The following is a 13,490-nucleotide window of genomic DNA, read 5'->3' as shown; positions in this document are numbered from 1 at the left end:
AATGTAAATGTATTATAAATTGCTAAAAACTGTATAAAAGAAAAACTTTAACGGGCCGCCAAGTTAAAATCAAAACAAAAAATCCGTTAAACCAGAGTATTAAATTTTGATTCGATGTGGTTTCTGGCCTCTTTTTGAAACGCTTCGGGCGTTTGGCCTGTCTGTTTTTTAAAGAAACGACTAAAATAAGGTCGGTCTGAAAAACCCAGTTCGTATGCAATTTCTTTAATGGTATGGGCACCATGGATAATTTTCCTTTTTGCCTCCAGGATGATGCGATCGTGGATGATCTGCATTCCTGTTTTATTTAGTTTTTCTTTTAAAATCTGATTTAATCTTTTAGAACTAATGCCGATTTTACCAGCATAGAAATCGGTGTTCCTAACCTGCTGATAATTGCTTTCGAGTAACATCAAAAATTCGTAGACTCTTTTTTGCTGTACATCATGGCTGGTAAATTCATGTTCTTTTACCTGGATCAGTTTTAATAGAAATACTTTTAGCAGTGCCCTGGTAATGATAAAAGTATTTCCTGCCTTCTGGTATTCATCCTCAATTAATTTGTAGATATTACCGAGCTCAGAAGCGGTTTCCTGATTTAGCCTTAAACAGGAAAATTCGCCCTGAACATTAAAGATCTTAAACAGATCGAGGAGGAATTCTTTTTCTTCCCCTTCAAGAACAGATCTTTTAAAGGAGATTAATACACCGTTTTTACCGGCTTTGTTAAGCTGATGCACGCGGTAGGGAGGGATGAGGTAAATCCAGTCTCCTTTACTGTCGAATACTGATTCTTGTAAGGCGTGTAAAGGTTCTTCATTTTTTAACCAAACGATTTCGAAGAACTCTTTTCTGCCAGGGTCATTAAGATAACTGGGTGGGCAATTGCTCAGATCGCGGATATAGATAATCGATTTTTCCAGATGTGTTACTTCGGAGGATAAACTCATAATGTTAAAGTTAAATACTTAATTTTTTAGCGATTGGATTAACTGATAATTATGGTGGACTATTCGGAAACCATGCCTTTAATATGGCTAATGGATGACTTTTGTAGTAATATATTTCCTGATTGTCCCATATAAGTAGCTAAATGTATAACCATACTGCGAAGTGACGCCCATACCTTTGGGCCAATAAACAGCGTGTATAAAATGGACTTAAAAGCCCCAATAGCAATTACCGACAGCCAGTTAGCAATAGATAGCCTTGATAATCAGCAGCTGGCCTGGGATCTGCAAATGAACCTGGATAAGATTATCGAGGAGAATGCCCGATTGGCCAGACAGATGGGATTAGACCAGTTAATCCCTTTTGTATATCACATTCAGCGGGCAAAACGGATTTTTATTACTGCCGCAGGCCGTTCCGGTTTCGCCATGCAATCGGCAGCAATGCGTTTAATGCATCTTGGTCTTACTGTTTACTATGTTGGAGATACCACAAGTCCGGCCATCGAAGCGGGCGATTTATTAATTGCTGCCTCGGGTTCAGGAACAACCGGATCGATTGTAAGGGCGGCAGAAAAATCGAAAGCGGTAGGTGCTGAAGTGGTAGCCATTACAACAAACGCCGGATCGTTACTGGCAAAACTGGCCAGCCACGTGGTATGGGTGCCAGCGGCAGAAAAAGAAGACCACAGCGCAAAAGTATCTACTCAATATGCAGGAAGCCTGTTCGAGCAGTTTTTGCTTTTGCTCAATGATGCCGTTTTTCAATCACTTTGGAAACTGAGCGGACAAGCTGCAGAAACGTTGTGGAAGAGACACGCCAACCTTGAATAACAATTAATTTAATTATAGATAAAATAGAAACATGGCAAAATTACAAGTAGCAATAGATTTATTAACAACTGAAGAAGCCTTAGCTTTGGCAGCAAAAGTAGCTCCATATGTAGATATTATTGAATTGGGCACTCCGCTGATCAAGAATATGGGCGCTACAGTAATTACCGCAATGAAAGCTGCACATCCTGATAAACTGGTTTTTGCAGATTTAAAAACGGCAGATGCGGGTGAACTGGAAGCTGATATTGCTTTTAAAGCAGGAGCTGATTTGGTTACCGTAATGGGGGCTGCAGGAAATGCAACGATTATCGGTGCGGTTAAAGCGGCAAAAGCACATGGAAAAGGCGTAGTGGTTGACACTATTGGTTATCCTGACCGTGTTAAAAGAGCCCAAGAGGTTACTGCATTAGGTGTTGAATTCGTAGAATTACATGCAGGTTTAGATGAGCAGTGGACGGCTGGTTACTCTATTCAGGTGCTTATCGATGAAGCCGCAAGCGCTGGAGTTCCAGTTTCTATTGCTGGTGGGGTAAATATTGATAACGTTACTGCAGTTATACAGGCAGGTGCTATAGTTGCCGTTGCAGGTGCTGCAATTTATGGCGCTGAAGATCCTGCTGCTGCTGCAAAGGCACTTCGCGAAGCAATTGATGCTGCATAACTATTCAGTTATAGTCTGTTACCATAGGTACTTGGTTTATGGTAACAGATTATATTTACTTCTTTAGGTTATGGCTAAGCCAATAGCATGAATAAAATGCCTATTAATCCTGCTTGGTCCAAACCAAAGTGGCGGTATCATAACCTAAGCTTTCTGCCTTTCTCAAATATTGCTGTTTAATGTTTTCCGGAATGCTTTTGTTTCTGGATAAAATCCAGAGGTATTTTAGGTTGTTGCCGGCTACCAAAGCATATTGATAATCTGAGTCGACCTCGATTACATTATAGCCTGCATAAAAAGGGCCAAAGAACGAAACTTTTAATCTTCCTTCGTTGCTTTCATTTACAAATTTTGCTTTACCAATGCTCTGTTTCCATTCCTTTTTAACATAATTATAACCGCGGTTATCTACCTTGATACTGCCGTCATCCTTAAGTGAATAGGTAGCCGTTACATTATTAAGATCTTTTTCGAACTTAAAATCCATTCGTGCAATCTCATACCACTTGCCCAGGTATTTGTCTTTTTTAAATGGCTTAACAGCAGTGGCTCCCTTTGGAATAGACACACAGGAAATTAGGTTTATCGCTATAACACCAACGCCTAAAGCCAGGAATAATATCGGATATCTTTTATTCATCTTTAAATTCTTTTGAAAAGGAACAAAGCTATTATCATATAGTTTGTTTAGGGGAATCAAATTTAAAAGCTCATTTTCCTAAAACCTGCAAGACGTTATTTTAGTTGGTCTATTTATTGGGTTAGCCTTAACATAATCTAACTTTCTGTCCTTAAAATCTTTAACGGTGGTTGGTTCAGGATACTCCTGGTGCTTAATACCCCTGTAATTACGACTAGTAACACAATTGAGCCAAACAACAATAAGGTTGGCACAAATGGAGGCACAAAGGCTGCATCGAAAGTGAATTTAGCTAATGCCCAGCTTCCGCCTATGGCTAAAATCAATCCGGCACCTGCGGCAAAAGCACCTAAAAAGAAATATTCAATCGCATTTATTGCTAAAATCTGCTTTCTACTGGCACCCATTGTCCGCAACAAAATACTTTCTTTTATCCGCTGGTTTTTACTGGTTAATACCGACGATATTAAAACAATCCAACCGGTAACCATGCTAAAGCCGGCCATAAACTGAATCACAAAACCGATTTTGCTTAACAGCTCATCTAAGAGTTTCAATACCAGATCTAAATCGATGACTGAAACATTTGGAAATTTTTGCACCACTTCACCCTGAAAGCGTGCTGAAACTTCGCCCGATGGTATCCTGGTCATCAATACATGAAACTGTGGTGCTTCTTCTAATACCCCTGCCGGAAAAACAACCCTGAAATTGGTCTGCATCCTGCTCCAGTTTACTTCCCTCAAACTTCCAACAACCGTTGGAATCATCATGCCCTGCACATTAAAAAGAATTTTGTCATTCAGCTCAACATGAATCTGCTGGGCATAACGCTGGTCTAATGAAATATAAACCGTTTCATTGGGTTTTATTTTTCCGGTCCATTTGCCCGCTGTAATTTTCTCTGCTGCGGTTAAAGTATCCTGATAGGTAGCCCTGATTTCGTTGCGATAAGCCCTTCTGTTATTGGTATCTGCACTGGCTTTCTTTCCATTAATTTCTTCAATGCGCATGGTAATTACAGGCACCTGGTTCATTAGCGGTAATTTAAAAGCTTTGGTTAAACTGTCCAATCCTTCTTTTTGCGTATTCTGGATATCGAACATCACCATATTGGGCTGATTGGCGCCTGATGAAAGTGTAACGCGGCTCATTAAGATCCCCTGAACAAAAAATAGGGTGCAGATAAATGCGGTTGATAAACCAATAGAAACGGTAAGCATCAGGGTTTGGTTATTCGGCCGGTAAAGGTTGGCAAAGCCCTGCCGCCATAAATAACTGGATGAATTGGGAAAGAGTTTTCTTACCAGGAACATCAATAGTTTAGACAGTATAATCAACAGTACAAAAGCGATGGCAATACTTGCGGTAAAAGCCAGCGTTTGTATCCATGTTTTCATCTGCAAGTTCGTAAAAGCCGTAATAAAAATCGCCATAAGCAGATACACCAACCAGGTTAGCGGATCTCTCTTTCCAGTTGCTTTTTCGAAAGATACCCGGATGGCATTTAATGGCGAAATCCTTCTAACAGACAGAAGCGAGGGAAGGGCAAAGAGGATCGAGATGATCAGCCCCAGTAACAGCCCCTGACCAACAGCGGGCCACGAAACCTGCATGGTGATCTCAACAGGTAAAAAATCTTTTAGTACCAGTGGAAGCAAAAATTGTATACCTGTGCCTAAGGCTGCCCCTAAAACAGAAGCAATTAAGCCAATGAAAAATACCTGGATAAGGTAGATTAAAAAGGCATGACGTGATTTTAAGCCTAAACACCTTAACGTTGCAATCGCACTTAACTTTTCCTGAATGTACACATGGATAGCGCTGCCTACACCAACACAACCCAGCAGCAAAGCGATAAAACCAGATAAAGCCAGAAAACGGTTTACATCCTTAAACGATCTTCCGGTCTGTTCTTTTCTCGATTCAACCGTATCTGCATCGAAACCTTCTTTTTCTAATTTGCTGTCCTGTTTTTTTACCCATTCATCTATTTTGGATGGATCGTTATACCTGAAATAAAATTTATTGTTGATCCGGCTTCCTGTTTTAATCAGATTGGTTTTATCGAGGATTTGTAGTGGAATATAAACGGTAGGTGCTATACTTGCACCAATACCGGTTTGGCCCGGAGCTTTGGTTAAAGTGCCCAGTATATTGAAATATAGATCGCCTATTTTTACCGAATCGCCAACTTTTGCATTAAACTGCAGCATTAGGGTTTGATCTACCAATGCGTTTCTTCCCGATTGAAACTGTTTTGCTGCGGCTAACGGAATGGTTTCTATGGTACCATAGTAGGGATAATTCCCTTCAAGGGCTTTCATCTGTACCAAACGGCTGCCTCCCCCTTTCTGGAAATAGATCATCGAAGCAAAGGTTTTCTCCTGCGATCGTTCATCGCCAAGTGTATCGAGCATTTTTTGCATCGCTTTGCTTACGCCCTTCCGGCTATCTAAAACCAGATCGGCTCCTGTAAGCTCCTTTGCCTGTGCATCGATATCTTTTTGAAGGTTATCTTTAAATGAATAAACTGCAACAAGGGCGGCGATGCCCAAAACAATGGATGAGATAAAGAGCAATAAACGTGCACGGTTTTTCCTGCTATCGCGCCAGGCCATTTTAAACAGCCACGAAAACTTAATAGATTGTTTTGGGAGGCTATTAGGCATAAGTAGGGTTTTCGTCTGAAATGATTACGCCGCCTTTAATTTTAATGCTCCTTGCCGTTCTGGCAGCCAGTTCAAGATCATGTGTTACGATAATCAATGTGGTTCCCGCATCTTTATTTAAATCAAAAAGCAATTTGATCACTTTTTCGCTGGTTTCTGCATCAAGATTTCCGGTAGGTTCATCTGCAAAAAGAATAGCCGGTTGGTTCGAAAATGCCCTTGCCAGCGAAACGCGCTGTTGCTCGCCACCTGATAATTGTACTGGATAGTGATGCGAACGGTCGGCAAGGCCAACTTTATCCAGCAGTTCTAGTGCATGTGCACGGATATTTTTTGCTCCTCTCAATTCTAAAGGTACCATTACATTTTCGAGTGCTGTTAAAGTGGGCAACAGTTGAAAGTTCTGAAAAATGAAACCCACATATTGATTTCTGATCGCCGCCCTTTCATCTTCATTCAGTTGCTCTAAAGCAATGCCATTCAGTTCAACCGTTCCGCTGCTGGCCCTGTCCAATCCGGCACATAAACCAAGTAAGGTTGTTTTTCCGCTTCCCGAAGGACCCGTTATGGCCACAGTTGAGCCAGCTGCTATCGAAAAATTAATGTTATCCAAAACGGTGAGTTCCCGTCCGGCACTTTGGTAAATTTTGCTTACATTTCGGATGTTCAATATGCTTTCCAATAGCTGAATTTTTAGGGTTTGCGTATAGATTGTGGCCAAACATAACCAGGCACTGCCTGTTAAGATAATGGTTTAAACAATAATTAGATATAGATTAATTAGATATGTTACGAAAACGATTAATGGGGCTATTTGTTTTGAGCCTTGTACTGTTGAGCTGCGGAAACCGCGAAAATAAAAGCAATACCGATAAAACTTTAGATTCGACTGACCAAAAAACTGCTTCTGTGGCTACTGAGCAGAAGAATATTCTCTTTTTTGGGACCAGCTTGACGGCAGGTTATGGACTCGACCCAACAGAAGCTTACCCGGCATTGATCCAAAATCGGATCGATTCTTTACAAATGCCTTACAAAGTAATTAATGGTGGTTTAAGTGGCGAGACTTCTGCTGGTGGAAAAGGACGGATTGATTGGCTACTTAAGCAACGAGTGGATATTTTCGTGCTCGAACTTGGTGCCAATGATGGTTTGCGTGGGTTGCCTGTATCGCAAACAATTAAAAACCTTCAGGCGATTATTGATCGGGTAAAAGCTAAATACCCTGATGCTAAAATGGTATTGGCTGGTATGCAGGTTCCACCAAATATGGGTGCCAAATATGCTGCAGACTTTAAAAACATGTTTCCTGATCTGGCAAAGAAAAACCAAATGGCACTGATCCCCTTTTTATTGGATAAGGTAGGTGGTGTTCCGGCATTAAACCAAGCCGATGGTATACATCCAACTGCCGAAGGAGATAAGATTCTTGCCGAAAACGTATGGGTAGTATTGAAGGATTTGTTGTAGTTTATGTGATTTTAACCACAGAGGTCGCGAAGGAAAAGACACCGAGAGACGCAGAGTTGTTATGCGAGGAAGTCGATCGTCATTCCCGCGCAGGCGGGAATCTTATTCCAATGTGGTTTGGATAGATCATCGTCCTCGTTTGTAACGAGGATGGGATGGGAAAGGCGATTTTATCGCCACTAAACTCTTGTTGTGCATTACAAATGCACATCTCGCTAATCCTCGTTGCAAACGAGGACTATTTTATTGAACATCTTCCAGTGTGCCTAAAAATGCAATAATCTGTTTGATCTCCAGTTTGCTTAAGTTCAGCTTATCGGCAGATAAAGTCTGGTTTTCAACATTGATTCCCATACCTGCACCACCACCTCGATTATAAAAATCCATCACCTGTTCTAAAGTTTTATAAACACCATTGTGCATATATGGACCTGTTTTAGTGATGTTTCTTACAGTTGAAGTTTTAAATGCATGTTTATATTGTGGGTAAGCATAAAGAGCATACCGGCCTAAATCAGCATCTATTTTAGGTTTTAAGGTATCTGTAGTAGCGGGCACACCTAAAACTTCTGCTTCACTTTTAATAAAGAGAGGTGCTTGGGTACCATTAAATAAGGGTGCAAAATGACAACTTCCACACTTTGCTTTTCCCATAAAAAGATTAAAACCTTCTTTTTCTTCTTGATTTAACTGTTTTTTATCGCCTTGCATGTAGCGGTCAAATCGGGAGTTAAACGGAGATAACGAACGGATATAAGATGCCAATGCGTGCTGGATTTTCCATGGATCGGCTTTCGCAGTTTTATCCAGATAAGCTTTTTGAAATAAGGTTAGATAATTTTTTGATGAATTGATTCTCGTCGCGGCTTGTGTTAATGAACCATTCATTTCCTGTTTATGATGAACCACATCAAGCGCCTGATCTTCCAGGGTTCCAGCTTTTAAATCATAAAAGAATCCACGCTGTAACCCCGCATAAGCTAAAGTTGGTGTATTTCTCAGTAACGATTGTCCTTTTGAAATCCCTGCTGCTTTGCTTAGACCATCCGTAAAGGCGAGTGATTGCTGATGGCAGCTGGCACAGCTCCGGTTATTTCCATTAGAAAGTACCGCATCATTGAACAATATTTTTCCAAGTGCAATTTTATCGTCGTTGATAAATAAGGTGCTGTTGCCTACAAATTTGTTTACATTAAAAGCGTTTATCTGGAACATACTTGTTGCATCGTCGCGAAGCGCGCCGCCGCTGGCGGCAGTTGGTATTTTTTTTTCTAAACGGAGTAAATTGATGTGTTTGCTGATCGGATCAAGATATTCAGTTATAAAAGTTAAACGATCGAAATGATCAAAATCGGTATTTTTATCCAGGTAGCTTATTGCTGAAGGTATCAATTTACCTGATGCGTCGTTTTCATACTTTGCCAGTACGTTTGCTATTCCCTGTAGTGCCGAAGCCGTTTCGGGTATCGATTGTAAGGCGTTTGGGGTATCAAAACCAGTAATGCCCAAACTGGTAATCCTGAAAATTTCTAAACGGATGGCATCAAATAATTGCGCATCGGTAATCTGGTACTGTTCATTAAAGCGACTAACACGTTGCAGGTTGAGTTGCATTTTTTTTACCTCATTTCCTAATTCCTTTCGGTTTTCTGTTGTTGGGGCTTCATAGATAATTTCTTCCATTACCTGAAAACCTGTTGGATTTTCAATGAGATTTTCGCCCAGTTCAATCTCATCAATCGGCGCACCATTAAGCAGTACAGAAGTTGAAGGGAAAAAATATTCGATATAATACTCCAGCTGTTTGTATTTTATTCTCGCCTGTAGAAAAGATTGTTTAATTGCTTTTTCATCCCTGTTTTGAACGGCTATCGATAATTTTTGGTCAACAATGTTTTGAAGTTCAATAAGCTGTCTATCAAAATCTGCTTTTACCAGTGCTGCATTTGATCTGTTTTCTGTTTTGCAGAAAATAGACAATAGGGTAGTAAGGGTAATCAGTATAAGGAAAAAAACAATTTTTTTAAGGCTAGACATGCTTGGGTAGGCGTTGAAATAAAATAGAAAAATCCCTTCCAGCATTTGCCGAAAGGGATAAAGAAATAAAATAGGTTATTTAGAAACGCCGCGAACGATTACTACTTGTCCGCCTTCGTTATTATTTACCAATCTTGTTGTACCACCATCGGCATTTTTGTATTTATCGCTTGTCCAGGTGTGTGGGTGTAAGTTCAGCACAAATGTATCAGGGATACCAGTCAGTGCAGAGATATCGTACATTGCGCCATATTCCCAGCTACTTAATTGTACACTGTTTGATGGGTTGTATTTAGCGTTAAAGGTTGCATCTGTTCTGCGGTGGTTCATTTGTAACATCGGTTTTAACGATTTTGAAGCCATTGCAAATTGCCAGACGGTTCCATCATGGTCATTGTTTTTGTAGAACGAATCTCCATCTTCCTGGATGTACACATAGTTTTCGGTTACACAAAGGTTATCTGGATTAACAATACTTTTTCCAGGGTTGTCATTTCCGTCAACAACAACTTCTAGCTTACCTTTTAATGGACTGCTTGCGTCCAATACCAGTTTATATACACGGCCCCACATGGTTTTTCCACTTACTGGTGTAAGTTTATCACCCTGGCTAACGCCAGTTGCCGTAAAATATACTTCGCGTCCGTTTGCTGCGCTGCCTTTTCTGTAATCGATATCTTCTACGCGGGCTAACATTAGCGCTTTTTTATCGATTGTTTGTTGCTGTAATTGTGCACCTGTACTGCTTTTTACGTTGTCAAGCTCTACAAATTCCACATCATAGCTTTGTCCTTTGTCCATGTTGGTTTCTATCGGGTCGTTATTGCTGCGTTTCATCACGTATAACTTTCCGTTTTCCAGGTCGCCTTGAGTGTTGGATACGTACATGGCCAATTGCCCATCGGTTTCATCCTCACCAATCATGATAACGGTTTTACCAGCATATGATGCTTTGGGAAGTGGCACTGCGTTTTCTGCGCTCCATCTGCCTAATGCACTAACAGTTCTTTGTTTGTTCTTTTTATCTGCTGCCGCAAGAGGGTCGATAGCATGAATCATCGATTCTGCACCGCTTTCTCCGGCAGTTAAGAAAACTGGTTTAGAAAAGCCATGTTCTTCAGGTGTTACCATTGTAGCAGAACATAAACGGGTCATACCGCCATCAGAATCTACAATATATTCTCCTTTTACAGGTTTGAAATTTTTATCTAAATATACTCTCGATACCGATTGAAGAATTTCATGGTTATTGATCATGATAAAACCTTCTCCGGCTGGATTTTTAATAATTCCGGCGCCATCAGGTTGTGCACCAAATATAAAATTTGGTGATTCTGCCAGTACATCATCTGAGCTGATCAACGTGGTAATATTCAGGGTTTCGAAACCGGGCATGGTTTTTACCAATGAAGGGTTTACCGAATAATCTTTAAGCGTAACTGTGGTTTCTGGGTTTTCTGCCTCATTATTCTTTTTACAGGCACTGATCACAACTGCCGAAGTAACGAATGCGGCAACAGCAAGGGCTAATGCCTTTTGCTTTAGTAATGTTTTGTTCATAAGTTTTGTTTTCCGTTTGAGGCAAAATTACATCGGCTATGTTTCCGGAAATTAAAGTATATGTTAAGCTAAGCTGCATCGCGCTATTTAGAATTGTTCTTTTGATCAACAAATACAACGACCTAATAAAAATTAAAGGGAGGTGATAATCATAGATCGGATCAGGGTGACGACTTTATATAAGATGATAAATGAACAACTACATTTTTCATTCTTGCCTGAAGCTCTTTAGTGTTCCATCACCGTTAAACTGAAGATCGTAGCGTTCACGGCTGCCATTTATTGTAGAAGGGAACCAACGCATACCATTATCCCAAATTGAAATGTAGGCTGTGGTGGTGGGTTTTGCACCATCAACCTGGGCGGCTTTATCGTTATAAATCTGCATGACTTTTTGTGCAGCTGCAAAATTTATTTTACTTAAAGGAAAGGTCCTGCGCTCGATATTCCTGGCCTGTACGGGTTTTGGTTCAGACCAATAACCATCTTTGTATTGGTATGCATCTACATATTTGGGGTTTTCGGGATGCTGTAAGGCCAGTTTAATGGAGCCATCTTCATAAAAGTGCACAGATTCATATACCACAATTTCTCTATCACGGTATTGTGGCAACTGCCTTAGTTTCTCTTCTGCCTGTGCTAATTGTGAAGCACTTAACATTCCTTTCCTGGCTTTTGTTACTGGTTTTTCTGTATTGCTGTTTTTCGCCTCTGGCTGAGGCAGGTTCATATCCTTTAAAAATTCATTTACCCTTTTTTGGATTTCCTTGCTACCTGCTGGTGTTTGCTTTTGTTTTAATAGTTCCAGGTCATGAAAAAGTTCTTTTGCCTTGTCCTGAAGTTCTGGTGTTTTAACCGTATCACCATTTATCACTACAAATTTCTCCTGATGATGCTGTGTAGAAGTTGTCGTTGTTGTTTTAGTGGTTCCGGTATATTCGCCTTCTGATCCGATACGGTTTTCTTTATTGTATTTTTTAGCCAAAGAATCGTTTGGATGAAAGGTTTCGTCTACACTTTTTGTGATTTGTTTGCAGCTCAAACACAGGAAGCAAGACAATATGATCAGCCAGGAAATATGGGTTAAGTTTTTCATCAGAATTCTCCTTTAATTTCGTTCAGGTCTTTTTCAAGGGCAATTTTCTGTGGATTTTCTTTGAGGTAAAAAATAGATACATGTTCCTGTTTGGTTATATCCAGATCGAGCAGATCAACAATCATTTTTAAGTTTGCCCTATGTTTTTGGTTATGTTGATCGGTAAATTCCACCTCAAAATTAATCATTGGCTGTTCGTTTATAAAGGTTCCCGTTTGGCTGGCCTTAATCAACCTGGCGGTTGTCCGGATGCCTTTAAATTTGATCAGGAACAATTCATTTGGCCTACCCAAAAATTTGCTTTGGATAATAGCGCCTAAAAACCGGTAAAAAAGAAGTCCTGCAGGGCAAACCAACAGTGGATGGCCTAAGCTCATAAAACGCCAGCCCATACCTTCGCTTTCTGAATAATAAGAATAAACAAAATAGCCAGCAACGATACAGGTAAAAGCGAGCCAACCCAAGTTAACCAGCACTACTATGGTTTTGTTTATGCTCACTTCCGTACTGGCGATAATGAGATAAGGAACTTTGTTTGCTTCTTTATCCAACAGTATGCCCACGGTTTTACCAGTCTCATAGCGGCGTTCGTAAGGTTTTGAATCATTTATTATGGTTTTTTGCCTGATTTCACTACCTGCCAGATTTTTAAACTGGAGTGTGAGTTCATAGGTATCATAAGCCGCATTTGGTTCTGACATTTTTATAGCCTCTATAATTTTGGCTTCACGTGGCTCACCGGTGTTTTTGAGTTTTTCTATATTGTGCTTTATCGAAAAGGTACGGATTACCCATTTGCGGTAATAGCCTGTTAAAAGAATAATCCACAATAACGCAGCAACTGCTACTAAACTTAACGATAGCCATGGGTCGCGTTCCATCAGGTTCGGCATGTTGTCGCTTTTAATGTTGTAATATAACAACATCGGGAACGGGATGGCAAAAAACAACATGTAAAGTATCCAGAATATCGAAAGTCCTTGTTTCATAGTAATCTGGTTAAGGTATTGAATGACTGAATAATAACGATTATAGAGGTGTCTTTTCTACTGCAATGTTATTGTCCTTAGCATATACATCTGCAAGTTTCCATAGCTTATTGTACTTCTCAATAAATGAGTCATAGGGTTTGGTATCGAGTTCAGTTAAGGCCTTGTTAATGTTTTCCTCGGGCTCATGTTGATCTATCATTTTGGCTATTTTGAGATGCGCTTCCTTGTAGCTTGCTAAAACATAGTTGTATAGTAATATTGAAGCATCCAACATAGGTTTTGTTTCGGGAGTTGGCTGCAGTTTCTTTACTTTCTCCAGATTCTTTTCGGCCCTGGCAATCGAATTTTTTAGGTATTCTTCGCAATTGGTAATTTTCCCCGGACCAGATGCATTTTTAAGATATTCTTGATAGCCATCAAAATAGTAAGTGCCAAAACGCGATATATCGTTGGCATTTAAGGCGGCCTGGTCAAAATATTCTTCAGGGGCATTTACTGTAAGGTTGCATGCGGTGATGGTCGAGACCATCACCATTAGCATGACATTTTTGATGTTGAGGCGCATAAACTTCTTC

Annotated in this window: 12 protein-coding genes; 3 read left to right on the top strand and 9 right to left on the bottom strand. The window is 40.2% G+C overall.

Annotation, left to right across the window (positions count from 1 at the left end; genetic code table 11):
* Positions 1-86: 86 nt before the first annotated feature.
* Positions 87-950: an AraC family transcriptional regulator gene (locus tag LQ227_RS04780; protein ID WP_230148469.1), complete on the bottom strand. Its 864-nt coding sequence runs from the start codon at positions 948-950 to the stop codon at positions 87-89.
* A gap of 204 nt (positions 951-1,154) precedes the next feature.
* Between LQ227_RS04780 and hxlB the strand changes: the two genes are divergently transcribed.
* Together hxlB and hxlA are read left to right on the top strand one after the other, a co-directional pair.
* The gene (gene hxlB / locus LQ227_RS04775; protein WP_230145596.1) at positions 1,155-1,784 is read left to right on the top strand and encodes a 6-phospho-3-hexuloisomerase; all 630 of its coding nucleotides are present in this window, start codon (positions 1,155-1,157) and stop codon (positions 1,782-1,784) included.
* A gap of 31 nt (positions 1,785-1,815) precedes the next feature.
* Positions 1,816-2,448 carry a 3-hexulose-6-phosphate synthase gene (gene hxlA, locus LQ227_RS04770; RefSeq protein ID WP_230145595.1) on the top strand — a complete coding sequence of 211 codons (633 nt, stop codon included), beginning with the start codon at positions 1,816-1,818 and terminating at the stop codon, positions 2,446-2,448.
* A 103-nt stretch (positions 2,449-2,551) separates the two neighbouring features.
* Here hxlA and LQ227_RS04765 read toward each other — a convergent pair whose 3' ends face one another.
* From LQ227_RS04765 to LQ227_RS04755, 3 genes are all read right to left on the bottom strand, one after another.
* Positions 2,552-3,088: a lipocalin family protein gene (locus LQ227_RS04765; protein ID WP_230145594.1), complete on the bottom strand. Its 537-nt coding sequence runs from the start codon at positions 3,086-3,088 to the stop codon at positions 2,552-2,554.
* A 137-nt stretch (positions 3,089-3,225) separates the two neighbouring features.
* Entirely contained in the window at positions 3,226-5,760 is a 2,535-nt protein-coding gene (locus LQ227_RS04760; RefSeq protein ID WP_230148466.1) for an ABC transporter permease, read from the bottom strand.
* Positions 5,753-6,442 (bottom strand): ABC transporter ATP-binding protein, encoded by a 690-nt coding sequence (locus LQ227_RS04755; protein ID WP_230145592.1) that lies wholly within the window; start codon positions 6,440-6,442, stop codon positions 5,753-5,755. The genes LQ227_RS04760 and LQ227_RS04755 overlap by 8 nt, the downstream gene beginning before the upstream one ends.
* 104 nt (positions 6,443-6,546) lie before the next feature.
* On the opposite strand from LQ227_RS04755, the gene LQ227_RS04750 reads away from it, so the two are divergent.
* Positions 6,547-7,230, top strand: a complete 684-nt coding sequence (locus tag LQ227_RS04750; protein WP_230145591.1) for an arylesterase — start codon at positions 6,547-6,549, stop codon at positions 7,228-7,230.
* A 243-nt stretch (positions 7,231-7,473) separates the two neighbouring features.
* Here the strand turns inward: LQ227_RS04750 and LQ227_RS04745 are convergent, their stop codons facing one another.
* From LQ227_RS04745 to LQ227_RS04725, 5 genes are all read right to left on the bottom strand, one after another.
* Complete coding sequence (locus LQ227_RS04745) at positions 7,474-9,267, bottom strand: cytochrome-c peroxidase (protein WP_230148464.1); 1,794 nt, start codon at positions 9,265-9,267, stop codon at positions 7,474-7,476.
* Positions 9,268-9,342: 75 nt separating this feature from the next.
* Positions 9,343-10,827, bottom strand: coding sequence for a hypothetical protein (locus LQ227_RS04740; protein WP_230148463.1), 1,485 nt, complete (start codon positions 10,825-10,827; stop codon positions 9,343-9,345).
* A gap of 208 nt (positions 10,828-11,035) precedes the next feature.
* Positions 11,036-11,923, bottom strand: a complete 888-nt coding sequence (locus LQ227_RS04735) for a hypothetical protein (protein WP_230145588.1) — start codon at positions 11,921-11,923, stop codon at positions 11,036-11,038.
* Positions 11,923-12,912, bottom strand: a complete 990-nt coding sequence (locus LQ227_RS04730) for a hypothetical protein (protein ID WP_230145587.1) — start codon at positions 12,910-12,912, stop codon at positions 11,923-11,925. Before LQ227_RS04730 ends, LQ227_RS04735 begins: the two co-directional genes overlap by 1 nt.
* Positions 12,913-12,952: 40 nt before the next feature.
* A complete protein-coding gene (locus LQ227_RS04725; protein ID WP_230145586.1) occupies positions 12,953-13,480 on the bottom strand; it encodes a hypothetical protein in 528 nt (175 codons plus the stop codon).
* Between the last annotated feature and the right edge of the window lie 10 nt (positions 13,481-13,490).

The organism is Pedobacter sp. Bi27 (assembly GCF_918698255.1).
Taxonomy (GTDB): Bacteria; Bacteroidota; Bacteroidia; order Sphingobacteriales; family Sphingobacteriaceae; genus Pedobacter.
The sequence above is the reverse complement of the archived record's forward strand: the minus strand, read 5'-3'. Positions and strand labels throughout refer to the sequence as shown.